Consider the following 20,649-nt stretch of genomic DNA (forward strand, 5'->3'; position numbering starts at 1 on the left):
GCACGGTCGCATCCCTTGAGTTTGGGCAGCGGATCTCGGCACTCAAAGCAGCCTGGTTCCGGCTGGCCAAGGTGTGATTCAGCGCGGCGCACACTACCGCACGGTGGATTAGTCGCCGCCGTGACGTAGGCTTGGATACGCTATGAGCTCTCAGAAACATGACGCCTACCAGTCCTCGATGGAACGCCTGCGCGAACGGATCGCTGCGGCAAAGGAGGCGGTGGCCGCGGAGTCCGCGCCAGAACGTACTGTCTACAACGCTACTGATCGTGAGGCCGTGGTTTCGCGCCTCAACACGCCCCGGTCAGATGAGATTCTTGCGGGCCTCAACCCGGCCCAACGCAAGGCCGTGACGCACACGGGTGGCCCACTTCTCGTTGTAGCCGGTGCCGGTTCGGGTAAGACCAGGGTGCTCACCTCACGCATCGCCTATCTCATCGCCTCGGGAGCTGCCCGTCCAGGTGAGATCCTCGCGATCACGTTTACGAATAAGGCCGCGAAAGAGATGCGTGAACGGCTTGACTCAATGCTCGGTGGAGCTGCTCGTTCGATGTGGATCTCCACATTCCATTCGGCGTGCGTGCGGATCCTGCGCGCTGAGTACAAGGCACTCGGGCTACGATCCAGCTTCACAATCTATGATCAGACTGATGCCCAACGCCTCATGAACATGGTGTGCCGGGAGGAGAACATTGATCACAGGGTCTACCCGCCAAAGACTCTCTCCCGGAAGGTCTCAGATCTGAAGAACGATCTGGTCACTCCATCCCAAGCTGCGGAAGCTGCCTCAGACAAGGAGTCCGAGGTTCTTGCCACTGCGTATGCGCATTATCAGCGCCGCCTTCAGCAAGCTAGTGCCGTGGACTTCGATGACCTCATCATGCTCACCGTTCAGCTTCTTCAAACCAATCCAGATCTCACCGAGCACTACCGCCGGCGATTTCGCCATATTTTGGTGGATGAGTATCAAGATACCAACCACGCGCAGTACCAACTTGTTCGCTTGCTGGCGGGCACGCGAAAAGACACTGTTTTCAGTGATCTCATGGTGGTGGGCGATGCAGATCAGTCCATTTATGCCTTCCGCGGAGCCACCATCCGCAACATTGAAGACTTCGAAAAGGACTTCCCGGACGCAACATCGATCCTCTTGGAGCAGAACTACCGCTCCACACAATCGATTCTGACCGCTGCAAATGCCGTCATCTCTCACAACCAAGGTCGGCGGGCAAAGAACCTGTGGACTGATCAGGGCAGCGGCGAGAAACTCACCGGGTATGTGGCCGATTCGGAAGCGGACGAGGCCAGTTTTGTGGTTGAAGAAATCGACCGCTTGCGTGACGGCGCGGGGTACAAGTATGGCGACGTCGCCGTCTTCTACCGCACGAATGCACAATCGCGTGCAGTGGAAGATATGTTTGTTCGGTCTGGGATTCCTTACCGAGTGATTGGCGGAACCCGCTTCTACGAGCGTCGTGAAATCAAGGATGCGCTGGCCTACCTGCACGCTATCGTCAATCCAGACGATACGGTTTCGATTCGCCGTATTCTCAACATGCCCAAGCGCGGGTTGGGGGAGAAAGCTGAGCAAGCCGTGGCTCTGCATTCCTCACGTCACGGCATCTCCTTTGGCGAAGCGCTTGCGGATGTTGCACATCCCGGACCTCGCGGAGAAGTTCTGGGGCTCACTGCGCGTGCCGCAAACGCCATGAGCGGCTTTGTGGCAATGCTTGAGAAGTCCCGTCAGCAGGTGGCCGAAGGTGGCGCTCCAGCAGATATCTTGGACGATGTCATGGATGCTTCTGGTTACCTCGAAATGCTGCGTGTGAGCGAGGATCCACAGGATGAGTCGCGTCTAGAGAATCTGGCTGAGTTGCATTCGGTTGCTTCGGACTTCCGTACGCTCAATCCGGACGGCACGCTGGAGGAATGGCTCGATCAGGTCTCGCTGGTATCCGATTCAGACAAGCTCCCAGACGGCGATGAAGGCGAAGGCGAAGTCACCCTGATGACCATTCACACGGCCAAGGGTTTGGAGTTCCCGGTCGTGTTCATTACCGGGATGGAAGATGGAACATTCCCGCACATGCGCTCGCTCGCAGACCCAAAGGAACTAGCTGAGGAACGCCGTTTGGCGTATGTGGCCGTAACACGTGCCCGCCAACGGCTTTACCTTTCGCGTGCCGCTACCCGATCGTCATGGGGCGCACCGCAGGAGTTTCCGCCCTCCAGATTCCTCGAGGAGATTCCGGCAGAGCTCATTGATTGGCGCCGTTCCGAATCGAGTCAGGATGTTCTGCGCGGTTCAGGATGGTCGGGAAGCTGGGGTTCTGGCGGAGGGCGAACCGCTGGCGGCTCAGGCCGGGGTGAATCGCGAGGTGGATCAGGGTCACGCCGCAGTTCCCAGTACGATTCGCCGCGGTTTGGTTCATTTGACGACGACGGCGGCACCGTCTTTGGTTCGGGAAAGGGATTTGTTCCCGGGAAGCTCGGATCTCCAGAGAAACAAGCAGATCAGTGTGAGCCGGTTGCAAGTGATCCCGCCCCGAGTACCGCCACAGCGGCAACGATGGGGCTTTCGGTGGGGGATGCCGTGCGTCATAAGAGCTTCGGCACCGGAAAGATCGTGGCTTTTGAAGGCAAGGGCAAGTCAACCGTTGCGAAGGTGGCGTTCCGATCAGGCGCTACCAAGCGGCTCATGCTTCGATTCGCGCCGCTTGAAAAGATCTGAAGCCACGGCGCTAGGTACATGGCGTCCAAATGTTTGGTTACCCACGTCTGGGACGAACGGCTCAGGTACACTCATGCTGTCTCGGCGTCGAGATATCGGCTGAGGAAAGGACACCTCGATTGGATCTCTACGAGTACCAGGCCCGCGACTTGTTTGCGAAGCACGGCGTTCCAGTACTACCCGCACTTGTTGCTTCGACTCCCGATGAAGCAGAGGCTGCGGCAGAAAAGCTTGGCGGCCTTGTGGTTGTCAAGGCGCAAGTTAAAACCGGTGGGCGTGGCAAAGCGGGTGGCGTGAAGCTCGCTCACTCTCCCCAAGAAGCTAGGGAACTGGCCAGCCAGATTCTCGGCATGGACATCAAGGGGCACACAGTTCACCGAGTGCTCATAGCATCTGGTGCTCAGATTGCACACGAATACTACTTCTCGGTGCTATTGGATCGCTCTGAACGGCGTTACCTCGCCATGTGCTCCGTTGAAGGCGGCATGGAGATCGAACAGCTCGCCAAGGAACGCCCTGAAGCCTTGGCCCGTATCCCTGTGGATCCTATCGTTGGGCTGGATTCCGCCAAGGCTCGCGAGATAGTCGCGGCAGCGGGATTTGAGACCGAGGTTGGCGAAAAGGTTGTTCCAGTTCTCGAACGCCTGTGGGATGTGTACCAAGGTGAGGACGCCACGCTTGTCGAAGTCAACCCTCTGATCTCCACCGATCAGGGTGAGATCATCGCCTTGGATGGCAAGGTCACCCTCGATGACAACGCAGCCTTCCGTCATCTCGACCATGAAGAGCTAGTAGATAAAGCAGCCGAGGATCCGCTCGAAGCTAAGGCCAAGGCACTGGGCTTGAATTACGTCAAGCTCCACGGCCAAGTTGGGATTATTGGCAACGGTGCGGGGCTCGTCATGTCCACGCTCGACGTCGTCGCGTATGCAGGAGAAGAATACGGCGTTGGGCCAGCAAACTTCTTGGACATCGGCGGGGGTGCTTCGGCGAACGTTATGTCCAATGGTCTAAGTGTGATCCTGGGAGATCCGGAAGTCCGATCGGTGTTCGTCAATGTGTTTGGCGGAATCACAGCGTGTGATGAAGTGGCGCGCGGCATCGTCGCCGCACTGGGCATTCTGGGTGATGCAGCCACTAAGCCTATTGTGGTGCGATTGGACGGAAACAACGTGGTGGAGGGCAGGCGGATTCTTGCCGAAGCCAACCACCCCCTCGTGATAACCGAAGACACCATGGACGGCGCTGCTGCCCGGGCTGCCCAGCTCGCAGCGTGAGAATCAGGAGAACAGAAGAATATGTCGATTTTCCTCAATGCGCAGTCCAAGGTGATCGTTCAAGGCATGACCGGTTCCGAAGGATCGAAGCACACCCGAAGGATGCTTGGTGCGGGAACTCAGATAGTGGCGGGGGTCAATCCCCGCAAAGCCGGCACAGCCGTTGATTTCGACGTAACACCCATTGGGTGGAACGCTGATCAACGCGAGGCTGGCATGGTTACTGTTCCTGTGTATGGGACCGTGACCGAGGCAAAGGCGGCGACGGGTGCGACTGTCTCAGTGGTGTTTGTTCCGCCGGCCTTCACCAAGAGCGCGGTGATTGAAGCCGTGGATGCGGGGCTGGAGCTAATTGTCGTGATTACCGAAGGCGTACCAGTGGCAGACACGGCGGAGTTCTTCACCTACGCCCAGCAGAAGGGTGTTCGGCTCATTGGCCCGAACTGCCCTGGGATCATTACGCCTGGTCAATCCAATGTGGGTATCACCCCTCCGGATATCACTGGTCCGGGCCGAATCGGATTGGTCTCCAAGTCGGGAACTCTCACCTATCAGATGATGTACGAACTCTCGGATATTGGTTTCTCCACGTGCATTGGAATCGGTGGCGATCCAGTGATCGGCACCACCCACATTGATGCTCTGGAAGCATTCGAAGCTGATCCGGATACAGACCTCGTGGTCATGATCGGCGAGATCGGCGGCGACGCCGAGGAACGCGCGGCAGCCTACATCAAAGAACACATGACCAAACCGGTGGTGGGTTACGTTGCAGGCTTCACCGCTCCAGAAGGCAAGACAATGGGGCATGCTGGAGCAATCGTCTCCGGCTCAGCTGGAACAGCAGCAGCAAAGAAGGCCGCTTTGGAGGCTGTTGGCGTTCAGGTGGGCAAGACGCCAAGCCAAACTGCGCAGCTCGCGCGCGAACTCTTGAAGTAGGTGCCGGTGGTGCAGGTGGGGTCTGGCAGGATGCCAGACCCCACCTGCACTTTCCTTAGATCCTGCGGCCTTCGCGAATCACAGTTAACGGTTGATACTGGGCGTCCAAGACGATGAAGTTGGGCGGCGTGCCAACCTCAAATTGAAGTGTGACTCCCGAGGCTACCCGTGGTGCAGTTGTCAGTGAAGCTGCCAGAGCGGGGCCGGCAACCATGCCTCGCACGAGGCTCGCCAAGCTCAGCGCGCCGCGATTCGCCAACGCAGTGAGCTGCTCCGACAAGCGGGAGCATCCTCCGGCGATGGTCTCCTGGCCAGCCAAGCGTGCAGTGCCGTCCGAGACGTCTACCGCCAAACCACCCAGCTGATAGCTACCTTCCGGCATTCCTGCCGCGGCGATCGCATCAGTCACGAACAGAACCGCTAAATCTGGCCGGGTATGGGCGACGAGGTCCAGACCCTCCATATCCTCTCCACGAGGCTCCACATCCGTGATGTACTGCGCGACATCCTCAACAAGGATCGGCTTGATGTGTACGCCATCACCGATGAGCTCAACCGCTACCTCACCGCGGCGAGCTGCCTGAATGAGTTCGCGGATGGGGCCGGGCTCGCGATGGTTGATCGCAGGCATGGCATTAAACAGGTGTGTGGCGGTTTGGGGAACTCCCACCAGACCGATCTCGCGGGCGTATTCGCTGGTTTCATGCAGGAGCTTCGCAGTGGTGGCACCGTCTGTTGAGGTGTGCCCCCATGATGGCTTTGCTCCGTAGCGAAGAAGAAGGCGGGCAGCCTCCTCCGCATTCCCTGTCTCTGGAGCAATCGTCATGGTGCGAATCCACCCCTCACCGGCCTTCAACCACGACTCCAGTTCGGCCACATCGGCATCGCGAATGGCCGCTGGGTTCTGGGCTCCAGCCTTGTGGGGGGAAATGTATGGGCCCTCCATATGAATACCCGCGAGCTCACCAGAGGCGCAGAACGGGACCAACGCCCTGATGGCGGGGATAGGGTCGGTCAAGGAGACAAGGGACGCCACAAGAGCTGTGGTGCCTGCGCTCCGATGAGCTGCGATTGCCGAAGCAATCGAATCGGCATCAAGATCATCTGGGAAGGAAGCCCCGCCGCCTCCATGGCAGTGGACATCAACCAAACCGGGAACGATGTGCGTTCCGATCACGCCGTCGTCGTCCGCCAAATTGTCAGACGTGCCAATACCGGCAGGCAGGATCTGCGTAATCAAGCCATCATTGTCAAGGACCAGCCCACCGCCGATATGGCGGCCGAAGCCGTCGAGGACTTCGCCAATGTAGTGCGTCATTGGGGTTCAGTCCCCAAAGGCAAGCTGCCAGCGCTCGACGTAGAGATCGGTGTACTCCAACGTGGAAGCAGCCGCCTTGTCAGCGATAACCACGACGTCTGGGTGCATCTGAAGAATAGTGGCAGGCCACTTAGCGCTGATGGGGCCTTCAATAAGCTGGGCCAAGGCATTGGCCTTGTTTGCGCCGAAAGCCAGCAAAACGATTTGGCGGGCTTCCATGATGGTGCCGAGGCCCTGCGTTATGCACGTAGTGGGGACCTTGGAAACATCTCCATCGAAGAAGCGAGCGTTATCCGTAATAGTTTGGCTGGCTAGCGGTTCGGCGTGTGTACGGGAGACGAGTGATCCACCGGGTTCGTTGAACCCAATATGGCCGTCAGTGCCGATCCCGAGTATCTGAAGGTCAATACCGCCCACCGCGCCGATCTCGCGATCATAATGCAGCGCTGCCACGTTCGGGTCTTCCGCCGAAGCGTCTGGGGTATGCAGCCCTTCCTCGGTGAGCCCCACGTTTTCCTTACCAACAAGTTCGCGGCGCAGAACGTTGCGGTAGCGCTCAGGGTGATCCTCTGCGATACCGACGTATTCGTCGAGCGCAAAAACCTGCGACTTCTTCAGCGAAAAATCGCCAGCAGCATGCGCAGCGCGGAGCTCACGATACAGACCACTCGGTGTTGAACCAGTTGCCACGCCAAGTGTGGCGTTGGGCTTCTGAGCGAACAGATTGATGACAACGTGTGCAGCGGCGCTCGACGCCTGATCAGAGTTGTCGAATATTCCCAGGTGCATAGGTGTCTCCTTTTTGTGAAGCTTGCCCTTGGTTGTTGAACGGCCAGACGCTAGCGCAGTGCATTGGAAGTCCGTGGATAGCAGAAGACCTGCCATATACACGAGTCCAGCACCGCTTGTCATGGTTGATACCCAGTATAGGTGGCGCGGGTTGTACCTTCTGGCAAAGCTGGCGCTCTCATGTGCGGCAATCGGTGAGCGACACGCCGCCCGATGCTGCAGACCTCCGAAGCGGAAGAAGGAACGATGGGAACCGATGAATGAGAACAGCCGTCACGCAGTCCACGCCGCACTCGCCGCCTCCCAAGCGGTGATTTTGACGTGGCTCGCAACTGCGGTTGTGGTGATTTTTGCCTTCACAATCAACATCTCTTCCCCTGTACTCACAGGTGTGAGCTGGCAGGATGCTGGCCATATGGCAACATCCTTGTGGATGCTGAGCTTGGGTTCTCCACTTATCGTCTCCGGAGCTCACATATCCCTTATGCCTTTGCTCCTGACGCTTGGCATTGCACTAGCCTTCCGCTACTTCATCCGGCGCGACTCTATCGGTGGATGGAATGAGGTGGTCGGGGCCGCATGTGCAGCGGCTGCGCTCACGGCCATTATCAGCCTTTCGGCGCTGCCTGGCACCTTCACACTGCACGGTATCTTGGGAGCAGGCATCATCGCAGCAGGTGTTTCGCTCATCGAATGGTGGAGCTGGGATCCGCCGCGAGCAGCGTGGTGGGGGTGGATGGCACGGTCGTGGGCCTTGGCAAAGCCGCTGCTGATGGTGTTGATAAGTGCCACCTTTGTGCTTTTCATTGTTGCCATGGTGACGGGCTGGGATCAGGTTCTAGACATCCACAGCTACTACCTACTTAATGCGCTCCAGAGCGGAGTGTTTACTGTTGCGCAGGCGTTGTATCTACCTACCCTCCTTGTGTGGACCTTGGCGTTTGCCTCAGGAGCTGGATTCACGGTTGGTTCAGGTACCCACTTCTCATCGCTTGGGGTCATGACGCAACCGCTGCCTGCCTTGCCCGTTTTAGGTGCGTTGCCGGGGCCAACTGTGCACATGCCGTGGCTCATCGTCATCATCGTGGCATGTGGTTTAGCCGTTGGGGTTCTATCAGGGGGCCATCTGAAACGGCTCGGTGAGGCGTGTGGGGCCGGTGCGATAGCCACGATGGTCCTCATGGTTCTGTTCGCACTCCTAGGTGCCCTCTCCACAGGCGGAATCGGGCCAGGCAGGCTTATCGAGACGGGCGTTGAACCCCCAATCTTCGGAGCTCTTGTTGCACTTGAGGCGGGTGGTGGGCTCTTGCTCGGCTTGCTCTTCAGAAACCAGCAGCTTCACGGGATCATTCGCGCAAGGTTTCGCGGCGCTGCAGCATCCCCTTCAACCGGAGGCGCAGCGGATCTTGAGGATAAACGTGCGGCTGAGGCACCAGAGGATCTCGCTATGAGTGGCCCGGCCGCCGTGCCCAACGGAAAGCCGGAGGGAACAGCCAAGCTAACAGACAATGGCGGAGAGGCAGCTCCTCGTATTGATGAACCATCAGAACCGATTTCACGTGTTTCCGACGGCGACGCGGATTTCGATGAGCCTATGGCCCACTCTGATAACGCCACGGCCCGCTCTGATCTGGCAAAGAGGAATTCCGCGGAAGATGGAGAGCTTTCTGCCGCTGAGAAGTGGCGCATTAGCCGCGGCTTGCCCGTAATCGACCAGTCGGACGCCGTGTAGACGTGAGACGGCCGCGTCCACGCAGACGAACAAACCTGAATATTGGGCGTCGATCTGGCTAGTCTTCCTCTTGTGACCGAATTGCAAATCGTGCGCCCAGCATCAGCTCCCGCACGCCTCGTCGTGCTCGTTTCCGGAACCGGCTCCAACATGGCTGCCATCCTTCACGCTTCCCATGACCCGGCCTATGGCGCCCGCATTGTGGCAGTGGGCGCTGATCGCGAGGGCACTCGCGGCATCGAGATCGCTGCCGAGGCAGGTATCCCCACATTCGTGACGAAGCTCGGAGACTTCTCTAGCCGCGAGGAATGGAACGTGGCCGTACGCGACGAAGTCGAGCAGTACAAACCTGACATCGTAGTACTCGCGGGATTCCTCAAGCTGCTCAGCCCCGGTTTTCTTGGCGCATTCCCCAAGAGAGTCATCAACACACACAATGCCCTGCTTCCCTCGTTTCCAGGGGTTCATGGACCGGCCGATGCCGTCGCATATGGTGTCAAGGTATCCGGCGCAACGCTGTTCGTTGTGGACCCGGGAGTTGATACGGGCGCAATACTCTCACAGGTGACCTGCCAGGTCCTAGATACCGATACGCCAGATTCACTCCTCGAACGCATCAAGGTTGTGGAGCGTCAGCAGCTCGTGGACTGTGTGGGGCGCATGGCTCGCGAGGGATGGTGGACGAACGGGCGGAGAGCGGGCCTTGGAGGCCCACCCTCTATCGGTTGACGCGCCGCCGCAGTGAGCGGTGACGCGCCCGCATCACACCTTTGGCGTGTGCCGCGAGATCGCGCCCTTACGAATCGCCAACTTGAGGCATTCGACCACAACGAACACTGCGACCGCAGTGGCCAGAACTACCAACCAGCTGATCGGTTCAAGGCCCGTTGTGTGGAACAGGCGGTTCATGAATGGCGCGTAGGTCAGCAGGAGTTGAAGTCCAATGAGGGCAGCGATAGCTTTCCACACGGAGCTGTTTCCGGTGAACGTGCGACGAGTGAAGGAAGATCCTTCGAGAATGCGGCAATTGAACAGGTAAGCGAGCTGCGAGAACGCCAATGTGTTGAGAGCTGTTGTCTGTGCCAAGGCGTAATCGCCGGTGGCATTGCGGACCGTCACGAACACTGCCAGAGTTACACCGCCGATCAGGAGCGATACGGCACCCACAAGAGCGAACGTGCGTCCCTGTAGGATCTGCTCGCCCTTGGCTCTGGCGGGCCGGCTCATAATGCCAGGTTCGGCGGGTTCCATGGACAAAGGGATGGAGAGCGTGATCGCCGTAACCAGATTGATCCATAGAATCTGAACCGGCGCGAGCGGCAGGGCGAGTCCGAGCAGCACTGCCACAAGGATCACCAATGACTGTGCTCCGTTTGTGGGGAGCATGAACACCACAGACTTTCGGATGTTCGCGTAAATGCGGCGCCCCTCCTCAACCGCGGCAGTGATTGTCGCAAAGTTGTCATCTGACAACACGATGTCCGCCGCTTCTTTGGTGGCCTCTGTACCCTTGACGCCCATTGCCACGCCCACATCGGAACGTGCGATCGATGGAGCGTCATTGACGCCATCGCCGGTCATTGCGACGACGTCGCCGTGAGACTGGAGCGCACGCACGATGCGTATCTTGTGTTCCGGGCTGGTACGGGCGTACACGTCTACCTCGTGCGCAACTGCTGCCAACTCGTCGTCGGTCATCACTTCGAGTTCAGCACCGGTCAGGGACTTCAGTTCGTCGTGATCTGCACCAATCCCTAGCTCTCTGGCTATAGCGGAAGCCGTTCCCGCGTGGTCGCCAGTGATCATCTTGACGTTGATGCCGGCTTTGTGGGCGGCAGCGATGGCTTCTTGGGCCTCCGGACGTGGCGGATCCATGATTCCTACGACGCCAAGGAACGTGATTTCTTCGATCTCGGCGAGCTCCGGAGTTTTCTCCGTTAGGTCCGGGCGCGTGGAGTTTGCAAGGCCGATGAGCCGCAATCCCTGCGAGGATAGCTCGGAAATCTTGTGTTCCCACGCCGCCCGATCAAGTGTTGTGGTGGAGCCGTCGGCCTGAATCTCCAAGGAGGCGCGCTCGAGAAGCCGATCTGGAGCCCCCACCGCGTGAAAGACGCGGGAACCGTCGGGATAAGAATCCACTGTGGCGGCAAACTTGTGGCTGGAATCGAATGGCACATGACCTGTGCGGGAGTAACCCTCGCGGCTCACTCCAGCCTTCTCCGCAAGAACTGTCAAGGCTGCCTCGGTGGGAGGGCCCACAACCTTCCAACCGCTCTCCGTCTTTTCGGTGCCAGCATCATTACACAGTGCTGCGGTGAGGAGAGCCTCGTGCATGGCGGGACTAAAGGTACTCGGTTCGATTGAGCCAACTGGCGAGTATCCGGTTCCAGTAACCTTGTAGGACTCGCCATTGATGCTCACCACCTTGGCAGTCATCTCGTTCTGCGTGAGCGTGCCTGTTTTGTCCGAACAGATCGTGTCAACGGAACCCAAGGTTTCGATCGCCGTCATCTTGCGGGCGATCGCCTTTCGCTTGGCCATCTGCTGCACGCCCAGCGCCAGCGTGATTGTGACCAGCGCAGGTAGACCTTCGGGGACCGCGGCCACGGCGAAGCCAATTGCGGCAGAGAGCATGTCGCCCAGTGGGAAATCGTAGACGAGCGTTCCCACCGCAACAATGAGTACGGTAACGAACCCGATGACGATCGATATCTGTGTGCCAAGCTTCGCCAGCTGCCGAGAAAGCGGAGTTTCGACCTTCTCTACCTCACTCACCATTTCGGTGATATGGCCGATCTGAGTGGCGGCACCCGTGGCCACAACAATGCCTTCGCCCGCTCCAGCCGTCACTATTGTTCCGGAATAGGCCATCGAGGTGCGATCCGCGATACCAGCATCCTGGGCTACCTCAGCCACGTCCTTCTCAGCAGAGATGGATTCGCCGGTGAGCGCAGATTCATCAACCTGCAGATTGTTCTCTGAGAGGATGCGCAGATCAGCAGGCACTCTATCGCCTGACCGTAAGCGAACCACATCACCGGGTACGAGCTCCTCCACAGGCATGGAGATCCACTCACCGTTGCGCAGCACCTGGGTGTCCAGTGCGAGCATCGATTTTATGGACTCAAGCGCCTTGTTGGCCCGGCCTTCCTGTATGAATCCGACTGTGGCGATCGCGATTGCGGCGGCGGCGATAATGCCGAACTCCACCCAATCACCGATGATGGCCTTCAGAAGTGCGGCGACCAGCAGGATATAGATGAGTACGTCGTTGAAGTGGCTGAGAAAACGCCGCCACCCGGGAACTGGTTTTGAGGAAGCGAGTGCGTTCGGACCGTACTTCTCACGAAACTGTTCGGCATCCGCGTGGGTCAAACCGGTCCGATGGGAGTCAAGTGCGACGACGACGTCGTCGGCAGACATCGCATGTGCAACGATAGTTGGGGACTCAGTGGTCATAGTGGCCTTTCGTCGTTCTTCGTTGAAGCCATCTTTCCAGCTCGGAGGTTTATTCAAAAGGTGGGACCTCCCCACAGCGAAACTGGACATGAGATAAACTGGCTAAGACCGCAACTGGCGTGGCTTATGGCCGCAAGATGGGTGACCATCGGGGAGCGGTCAACTCTTCCACCGGACGTCGCGCGCCTGGGCGTCCCGGCATCGCTTTACACGTACGCCGAAAGAGAGTTGGAATGAGGATTCCCCTACGCCGCGCAATTATCTCCGTCTATGACAAGACGGGTGTTGAAGAACTTGCGCGTGGCCTTCATGAAGCTGGTTGCGAAATCGTCTCAACTGGTTCAACAGCATCCGTCATCGCACGCGCCGGTGTTCCCGTGACCCCGGTTGACTCGGTCACTGGCTTCCCTGAGTGCTTCGACGGGCGTGTGAAGACCCTGCACCCACTCATCCATGGCGGAATCCTCGCTGATCGCCGCTTGGAGTCCCACCGCCAGCAGATGAAGGAACTTGGCGTCACGGCTGTGGATCTTGTGGTTGTGAATCTCTACCCGTTCCAAGATACGGTGGCCTCTGGCGCCAGCAGTGATGAATGCGTGGAGAAGATCGATATCGGTGGGCCCACCATGGTGCGCGCCGCAGCCAAGAACCACGAAAGCGTCGCCATCGTGGTAGATCCACAAGCCTATGGCGCAACCATTGCGGCCGCTCAGGCTGGCGGATTCACGTTGGAAGAACGCAAGGTTTTGGCTGCTCAGGCATTCGCTCACACCGCGGCATACGATGTGGCGGTGGCCACGTGGATGAGTCAGACACTTCTTGGCAATGACCACCCCACCTTTGTGGGGGGCGCGTGGAAGCAGAAGGCCGCATTGCGCTACGGGGAGAACCCACATCAGGCCGCTGGCATATACACCGCAGACGGCGAGTCCGGTGGGCTTGCAAACGCACGTCAGCTCGGTGGCAAGGAAATGAGCTACAACAACTACCAAGATACGGATGCGGCTATTCGTGCTGCATTCGATCACGATGAACCCTGCGTTGCGATTATCAAACACGCCAACCCATGCGGTGTGGCCATTGGTACTGACATTGCACAGGCTCACCGCAACGCACATGCCTGCGACCCGGTTTCGGCTTACGGAGGCGTGATTGCGGCTAATCGCGAGGTCACTCTGGAACTGGCCCAACAAGTCAAACCCATTTTCACTGAGGTAATCGCCGCACCTTCGTTTGAACCCGCCGCCCTCGAACTTCTCCAAACCAAGAAGAACCTTCGGATCCTCGAAGTGGATGGCCAGAATGCAGATGTGGACCTGCGTCCCATCACAGGTGGTGTGCTGGTTCAGGAACGCGACAAGCTTGACGCACCCGGCGATAATCCAGCCAACTGGACTCTCGTTTCGGGCGAACCGGCGGATGCCGCCACACTCCGCGATCTGCTCTTCGCTTGGCGCACTGTTCGCGCGGTGAAGTCCAATGCAATCCTGTTAGCGGATTCGGGTGCGACCGTGGGCGTTGGAATGGGTCAGGTCAACCGAGTCGATTCGTGCCGTTTGGCCGTAGAACGCGCCAACACACTTGGGTTGACGGTGGAGTCAGCTACCGACTCCGCCGGCGGTGCCGACGGTTCGGCTGTTGCCGGCGCCGCGGCCCCGGAACGGGCCCGCGGGGCGGTGGCCGCTTCGGATGCCTTCTTCCCCTTCGCAGACGGCTTCAACGTGTTGGCTGATGCGGGCGTTCGCGCTGTGGTCCAGCCCGGCGGATCGATCCGAGATAACGACGTCATCGAGGCTGCCAATGCGGCAGGCGTGACCATGTACCTGACAGGGTGCAGGCACTTCTTCCACTGATCATGGCGCGAATGGCGGTTGATGGTTCCCTACCATCAACCGCCATTTCGATTCTGTTACGCGATTCTGTCATCCATGAAACATGGCACCACTAGAGTGAATGCAAACAAGCCATCAACGAAGGGGTGCGACATGGCGGTTGAACAGCGGTTCATTGACGGTGCGATTGAGACGGCACGCGAATGGGAGAGGGCGTCGCATGCCTATCCAAATTCCCGCGCGGCCTTGCTGTTGGCAGATGCGCTACATGCTGAAGACGGATTGGACTTCACGGTTTCGTTCGTAGACGGGGTGGTGCGCCCGGAAGATCCGGTGGTTGCAACCCGGAACATGAAGGCGCTTTCCAAGCGCAACTACGATTTTCTACCTGCCTACCTCGCAACCCCACTCAAAGCCGGCGGTGCGGTGGCACCGTTCGCTCCTAAGATCGCGCAGGCGGCAGCCAAGAAGGTGTTCGCGGCGCTCGTGGGAGATTTGGTACTTGACGTCACTCCTGACAACCTGGGTCCCGCGATCGCGAAGCTTCGTTCGGATGGCTCGCGGCTCAACCTGAATCTTCTGGGCGAGGCCGTGCTTGGGCACGAAGAAGCGGCACGCCGGATGGAGGCCACCCGCAGACTCATCGAGCGCGATGATGTGGACTACGTCTCTCTCAAAGTCTCCGCTGTCATTGGGCCTCACGCACCTTTCGGATACCAAGCTGCTGTACAGGACGCGGTCGAAAAAATGCTGCCGCTCTTCCAACTGGGTGCCGCGACGGGGACCTTCATCAACTTGGACATGGAAGAGTACAAGGATCTCAACCTGACGATAGACGTGTTCAAGGCGCTTTTGGAACGCGATGACCTGCTCAACTACCGTGCGGGAATTGTCCTTCAGGCGTACTTGCCCGATGCGCGTGACAGGCTGCGGGACCTGACTGTGTGGGCAAAGGCTCGCCGCGCTCGCGGTGGCGTGCCGATCAAAGTGAGGATCGTTAAGGGCGCGAATCTGGCCATGGAAATGGTGGACTCTGAGCTTCACGGCTGGGAGTTGACAGTTCAGCCGAGCAAGCGACACACCGATGCCAACTACATCTGCGTACTGGAGGAAGCTCTGCAGCCAGAGAACATCGATGCCGTCAACATCGGTGTAGCCGGCATGAACCTCTTTACGATCGCCTTCGCGGTACAGCTTGCGCAGGAGCGAGGGCTCACCATTGGAAATGGCGTCGATATTGAGATGTTGGCAGGCATGGCCGCCCCGCAATCGCACGCAGTCGCTGAAACGGTGGGGCCGTTGCTCTACTACGTCCCCGTTGTCAGGCCGGAGGAATACGATTCGGCGGTGGCCTACCTTGTGCGGCGCCTAGAAGAGAACTCGGCTCCAGCGAACTTCATGTCTAACGTTTTTTCGATGGACGACGACGCCGTGTTCGCGCTTGAGGCAGACCGGTTCCGGAGTGCTGCGCAGAGTGCGATGGATGAGCAGCTTTCCTTCGAACCGCGCCGTTCTCAGGACAGAACGGAGGCGGCTGTTGTTCCCGAAGCCTTCGCGAATGCTCCTGATACTGATCATTCCCTTGCGGCAAATGTCGTTTGGGCGGAGCAGATCGCTGAGAGGATTCCGACCAGTACGTTGGGAACCGATATCGCCAATGCCGCAACGATAGCCAGCGCAGCGGATGTTGACGCCCTCCTAGCCAGGGTCCGTGGGGCCGCTGCAGCTTGGGGCGGCACCGCGGGGGCAGAACGTGCCCACGTCTTGCGGCAGGTGGCGCAAGGGCTTGAGAACCACCGCGCTGACTTGATAGAGGTGGCTGGCTCCGAAGCGGGCAAGACCATTGATCAGGCGGACGTGGAAGTTTCAGAGGCAGTGGACTTCGCTCTCTATTACGCCACGTTGGCTGAGGAACTCGACAACCTGAAAGGTGCAATCTTCCGGCCTGTCTCGCTTACCCTTGTCACTCCGCCGTGGAACTTCCCGATCTCCATTCCGGCCGGAGGCGTTCTTGCGGCCCTTGCAGCTGGTTCAGGGGTGGCGTTTAAGCCCGCAAATCTCACACGGCGCACCGGCGCCCTACTTGCTCAGATTCTGTGGGATTCGGGCGTGCCACAGGATGTCCTAGCGCTCGTGGATCTGGACCGTTCTGTCTCCCATGAACTAGGCGAACGGCTGGTCCGGGAAGTTGACCAGGTGATCTTGACTGGATCGATAGAAACCGCCAAGATGTTCCGTTCGTGGCGGCCGGATCTGCGCTTGTTCGCGGAGACTTCAGGCAAGAATTCGATTATCGTCACGCCGGATGCGGATATTGACTTGGCAGTTCGTGACGTCGTCACCTCCGCTTTCGGGCACGCGGGCCAGAAGTGTTCCGCAGCCTCACTGGTGATCCTCGTGGGATCTGTGGGGTTCTCTGAGCGCTTCCAACGTCAACTGGTGGATGCAGTCAAATCCTTGCACGTGGGCGTCCCTGAGGATCTGGCAACTCAAATGGGGCCGATGATCGAGGAGCCACACGGCAAACTGTTGCGTGGTCTGACCGTGCTCGGCGAAGGCGAACACTGGGTGCTCAAGCCGCAGCAAGTGGGCGCTAAGCTGTGGACGCCGGGCGTTCGTAGCGGTGTGCGGCCCATGAGCGAGTACCACCTGACGGAGTACTTCGGTCCAATCCTTGGCGTGATGCGGGCTGACACGCTGGCCCAAGCAATGGCATGGCAGAACGAGGTGGAGTTTGGACTGACGGCAGGAATCCACTCGCTCAACCCGGATGAGATTCGGTGCTGGCTTGACAATGTGCAGGCAGGAAACGTGTACATCAACCGCACGATCACGGGCGCGATCGTGCGGCGCCAGCCGTTCGGTGGGTGGAAGCGTTCGAGTGTTGGCACAGGCACAAAAGCGGGCGGTCCGAACTACCTGCTTGGATTGGGCCATGTAGAAGAGGACTTCGGAGAGGCCTTCCCACGAAAAGTGCACATCGCAACTGAGACCCTGCGCAAGGCCCGTGGAGTTGCGAACACGATGAGCGTGGTCAATCAGGATCGATTCCTCCGCATTATTGCGGGAATGGACTCGGCAATCCGATCCGAGTACTTGGCTAAGCATGACCCGACGGGTTTGGTCACTGAAAAGAACGTTTTGCGCTACGTTCCCGCAACCAATACGATCCTCCGGTTGGAGAAGGATCGCCCCATTGGCGAGCTCCTTGCTGTGGGCGCCGGAGCGATTTCCGTTGGTGCGAGGCCACGCATCTCCACGGCCATTTCGGTATCCAAGCAGATGATTGAGTTCTTCGCAGAGTTCGGAATGCATGTGCACAAGGAGACAGATGAGGAGTTCGCTCAGGATCTCGCCTTGCAGGCGGATAACCCAGATGGTATTCGGGTCAGAGTACTTGGAACGTGCACTGTCAGTCTTCCCCAGGCGGTGAAGGGGAGTGTGGATGTGGCCTTCTATGACGAACCATTGACGGCTAACGGGCGCATCGAACTGCTGCCTTTCCTCCAAGAGCAGGCTGTTTCAGCTACCAACCACAGGTTTGGCAATCCCACCAAGCTGCTGGATGGAGTGCTATAGGTTTAGAGCTTGTGCCGCAGGGCCTTTCGCGCACGCGAGACCTCTCGCGGCGCATCGATGCCGAGCAATGCCACGAGATTCCCGGAATGATCCATCCAGCGGTAGATGGTGGATTCTCCAGTTTGTTCGACAGTGGGCGAGGTGCCAGCAGGGACCTCGCCCACTAGGCCAATCTCATGGCCGAACTGGGTGGAGAAGACCTCAGGGGCATCCAACTGTGAGGCCCTAGGGAGCTCAAGGATTGCGCTGACTGTGCGCTGTGCATCGGCAAGGGCCTGAGTCCAGTGGCCACCCCACCGCCATTGCCCGTTCGGGAGGAGGATATCGCAGCAATCACCCGTGGCGTAAAGGCCCGGGACCACAGCAGATGTGGGTGACTCAGCTTCGAGGACTTCACCGCTCAGATTGGCGACGAGTGAGCCGTGAGGCGAACGAGCGCCGCCGTCGAGGAATGCCACATCTGCTTGCACACCGGTCGCTTGGATAAGCAGGTCTCTGCCTGCGCGGTCACCCGAATAGGGGGAGTCGAGGTTCACCTTGACTCCCGCCTCCCGCATCCATGACAACCAGAGGTCATCGACGGCGCCAGAGAAGGTGCGCGAGAGAACCGAAGGAGTCGCTTCCCACATCTCGACTTCGGCCCCTTGATGGGCCGCCACAGAGGCGATCTCGGTTCCGATCCAACCCGCCCCAACAATATGGATTCTGGCACCGGGCTTGATGGCTGCGCGCAGAGCCTCGGCGTCGTCGACGTCGTAGAGTACGCGAGCGCCAGGAATCACAGCGCGGGGGGCACTGCCGGTAGCAATGACCAGTACGTCTAACGGTTCACTGACTCCATTTTGGGAGAGAACAAACCACTTTCCTTCCTCGCTCCACGCTCGCGTGGCGGGGTGCGGAACGGAATCAGCGCCCAGTTCGGTGAAGTCACCAAGTCCATCTGCGCTGAGCGGATGGTTGTATTCTCCGAACATCTTCTTTGAGAGGGCTGGGCGATCGTATGGTGGATACGGATCGGAATCCCACGTGATGATCTGGTTTTCGTATCCGCCTGCACGCAGTTCTGAGGCCACGCGTAGCCCGGCAAGGCCCCTACCCACAATCCCAATTCGTTCCATGAGGCAATCGTAAGGATGGGCCGGATGGTTCGTCGAGAACACTCAGCTAACCGCGGTATGGTTTGCTTCGTGGAACCAAAGCGAGCTGTGCATCCCGTAATCCTGACCGGGACGGTCATCTGGGTGGTTGCCGTGTGCTTCCTTTCGATTCTCAAAGATGCCCACGCCGCCGTCATGTGGGTAGCTATCTCGATGTTGATTGCTGGTGCTGTGCGTGCTGCGGCGCCACAGGGCGTGATGCCGTGCGTGCGAGGTCGGCTCTTGGATGCATTGTTCTTGTTAGGTAGCGGCCTGCTGCTTGTACTACTTGCACCGTGGGCCAGCATGCCGATGCTCAGCTGACGGCTCAATAGCGCTAGGGGCGCTGCCATATAGAGCCCATGTGTGGCAGTCGTCGTGATCTCGTGTTGAGATGCGGGCCGCTGCCACGGACAATAAGCACGTGGACCCTCTCTTACGTAACTTTCTCTTTGTCCTGATCTTCATCTTTGTGGGCGGAATATTCTCCGCTTCCGAAATGGCACTGGTTTCGCTCCGGCAGACCCAGATCAATGAGATGGCTAAGGAGAGCGCGCGGGGCGTGGCAGTTAAGCGCCTGACAGCCGATTCCAACAGGTTTCTTTCGGCCGTTCAGGTGGGTGTAACGGTGGCGGGCTTCTTTTCGGCGTCCTTTGGTGCGTCGGAGATCGCTCCGATGGTCGCACCCGTACTCGTTTCGTGGGGCTTGTCTAGCTCTGCGGCGTCGACTTTGGCATTCATCCTTGTCACATGCTTTATCGCCTACTTGTCGATTGTGTTTGGTGAGCTCATCCCGAAACGTATTGCCATGCAGTCCGCCCGATCTATCGCGTTGGCAGTTGTGCGCCCGCTTGCCGTTATCACAGCCCTGTTGCGCCCCGTGATCTGGTTCCTCGGAGCCTCCACCAATGTGGTGCTACGCCTGATTGGTCGCAATCCCAAGGAACAACGCGCCGCCATGGGGGCAGCGGAACTGCGGGCTTTCGTGGCCAGTCAGGAGACCATTCGCGACGACGAACGCGAGATGGTAGTGGACATGCTTTCCGTGGGCGACCGCACTGTTCAAGAGATCATGACTCCGCGAACTGAGGTTGAGTTCTTTTCATCCGACATGCCAATTCATCAAGCACAGACTGAGGTTTCCACGTTGGATCACTCCCGATACCCTGTGCGCCAAGGTGATTCCGACGACGACGTCCTTGGTTTCATTCATATCCGAGATCTCATCAATCCCGCGCCTGAGGTGAGAGTGGTGGGCGATCTGGTCCGAGAAGTCATGTACTTTCCCACGGGCAAACTGGTGCTTGAAGCACTTACAGAAATGCGAGCCAAGCACGAACACCTCGCTGTAGTGGTGGATGAATACGGTGGCACCGACGGCATCATTACCCTGGAAGACGTGGTGGAGGAGTTCATCGGTGAGATCCGAGATGAGTACGATCACGAGCGCCCAGTGGTGATGCACCGCGGCGAAGCTGAAGTAGTCGATGGACTCGCTAACCGGGCCGAAGTGCTGAAGGCCTTGGGCCGCGAACTGCCCGACGGCCCCTATGACACCCTCGCAGGTTTCGTGGTGGCAGAGCTGGGGCGCATGCCAGAGGTGGGCGACCAGATCGAGTGGGCCGAATACACGCTTTCGGTCACAAGCTTGGATGGGCGCCGGATCGATCGCATCACGGCCCGGCGCAGGCCCGATGCCACTGTTGCGGGCCTTGAGGACATCATGGGTGGCGAGTAATCCGGCGTGTCACGCTAGCGTGTCGGAGCGGCGTCGTCGGGAGAAATACACCGAAATCTCAAATATAACTGTCCAGAATGGCGATAATCCGCGCAAAATATCTTGACGTCGAGTAATCT

The 20,649-nt window shown here is 58.8% G+C and carries 13 protein-coding genes and 1 riboswitch; of the genes, 9 read left to right on the plus strand and 4 right to left on the minus strand.

Features of this window, described 5'->3' with window-relative positions; all coding sequences use genetic code 11:
• Nucleotides 1-142 precede the first annotated feature (142 nt).
• From pcrA to sucD, 3 genes are all read left to right on the plus strand, one after another.
• Nucleotides 143-2,731, plus strand: coding sequence for a DNA helicase PcrA (gene pcrA, locus H2O17_RS03570; protein ID WP_182050375.1), 2,589 nt, complete (start codon nt 143-145; stop codon nt 2,729-2,731).
• 119 nt (nt 2,732-2,850) lie between these two features.
• A complete protein-coding gene (gene sucC, locus H2O17_RS03575; RefSeq protein WP_182050376.1) occupies nt 2,851-4,008 on the plus strand; it encodes an ADP-forming succinate--CoA ligase subunit beta in 1,158 nt (385 codons plus the stop codon).
• A gap of 21 nt (nt 4,009-4,029) precedes the next feature.
• Nucleotides 4,030-4,947 carry a succinate--CoA ligase subunit alpha gene (gene sucD / locus H2O17_RS03580; RefSeq protein ID WP_182050377.1) on the plus strand — a complete coding sequence of 306 codons (918 nt, stop codon included), beginning with the start codon at nt 4,030-4,032 and terminating at the stop codon, nt 4,945-4,947.
• Between the two features lie 55 nt (nt 4,948-5,002).
• Here the strand turns inward: sucD and H2O17_RS03585 are convergent, their stop codons facing one another.
• Nucleotides 5,003-6,265: an N-acetylglucosamine-6-phosphate deacetylase gene (locus H2O17_RS03585; protein ID WP_182050378.1), complete on the minus strand. Its 1,263-nt coding sequence runs from the start codon at nt 6,263-6,265 to the stop codon at nt 5,003-5,005.
• A gap of 6 nt (nt 6,266-6,271) precedes the next feature.
• On the minus strand, nt 6,272-7,054 hold the full coding sequence (locus tag H2O17_RS03590) for a glucosamine-6-phosphate deaminase (RefSeq protein ID WP_182050379.1): 783 nt from the start codon (nt 7,052-7,054) through the stop codon (nt 6,272-6,274).
• Between the two features lie 256 nt (nt 7,055-7,310).
• Between H2O17_RS03590 and H2O17_RS03595 the strand changes: the two genes are divergently transcribed.
• Together H2O17_RS03595 and purN are read left to right on the plus strand one after the other, a co-directional pair.
• Nucleotides 7,311-8,786, plus strand: coding sequence for a cell division protein PerM (locus H2O17_RS03595; RefSeq protein WP_182050380.1), 1,476 nt, complete (start codon nt 7,311-7,313; stop codon nt 8,784-8,786).
• Nucleotides 8,787-8,858: 72 nt separating this feature from the next.
• Nucleotides 8,859-9,515, plus strand: a complete 657-nt coding sequence (gene purN, locus H2O17_RS03600) for a phosphoribosylglycinamide formyltransferase (protein WP_281363061.1) — start codon at nt 8,859-8,861, stop codon at nt 9,513-9,515.
• 33 nt (nt 9,516-9,548) lie between these two features.
• Here purN and H2O17_RS03605 read toward each other — a convergent pair whose 3' ends face one another.
• A complete protein-coding gene (locus H2O17_RS03605) occupies nt 9,549-12,245 on the minus strand; it encodes a cation-translocating P-type ATPase (protein WP_182050381.1) in 2,697 nt (898 codons plus the stop codon).
• Between the two features lie 100 nt (nt 12,246-12,345).
• Nucleotides 12,346-12,444: riboswitch (ZMP/ZTP riboswitch) on the plus strand.
• 34 nt (nt 12,445-12,478) lie between these two features.
• Here H2O17_RS03605 and purH point away from each other — a divergent pair.
• Nucleotides 12,479-14,098: a bifunctional phosphoribosylaminoimidazolecarboxamide formyltransferase/IMP cyclohydrolase gene (gene purH / locus H2O17_RS03610; RefSeq protein WP_182050382.1), complete on the plus strand. Its 1,620-nt coding sequence runs from the start codon at nt 12,479-12,481 to the stop codon at nt 14,096-14,098.
• Between the two features lie 132 nt (nt 14,099-14,230).
• Complete coding sequence (locus H2O17_RS03615) at nt 14,231-17,656, plus strand: proline dehydrogenase family protein (RefSeq protein WP_182050383.1); 3,426 nt, start codon at nt 14,231-14,233, stop codon at nt 17,654-17,656.
• Nucleotides 17,657-17,658: 2 nt separating this feature from the next.
• On the opposite strand, the gene H2O17_RS03620 is transcribed toward H2O17_RS03615, so the two are convergent.
• Nucleotides 17,659-18,774, minus strand: coding sequence for an FAD-dependent oxidoreductase (locus tag H2O17_RS03620; protein ID WP_182050384.1), 1,116 nt, complete (start codon nt 18,772-18,774; stop codon nt 17,659-17,661).
• A gap of 69 nt (nt 18,775-18,843) precedes the next feature.
• On the opposite strand from H2O17_RS03620, the gene H2O17_RS03625 reads away from it, so the two are divergent.
• Together H2O17_RS03625 and H2O17_RS03630 are read left to right on the plus strand one after the other, a co-directional pair.
• Nucleotides 18,844-19,116 (plus strand): DUF3017 domain-containing protein, encoded by a 273-nt coding sequence (locus tag H2O17_RS03625; RefSeq protein ID WP_182050385.1) that lies wholly within the window; start codon nt 18,844-18,846, stop codon nt 19,114-19,116.
• A gap of 100 nt (nt 19,117-19,216) precedes the next feature.
• Complete coding sequence (locus tag H2O17_RS03630; RefSeq protein WP_182050386.1) at nt 19,217-20,530, plus strand: hemolysin family protein; 1,314 nt, start codon at nt 19,217-19,219, stop codon at nt 20,528-20,530.
• Nucleotides 20,531-20,649 lie beyond the last annotated feature (119 nt).

It is taken from the genome of Changpingibacter yushuensis, from assembly GCF_014041995.1.
Taxonomy (GTDB): domain Bacteria; phylum Actinomycetota; class Actinomycetes; order Actinomycetales; family Actinomycetaceae; genus Changpingibacter; species Changpingibacter yushuensis.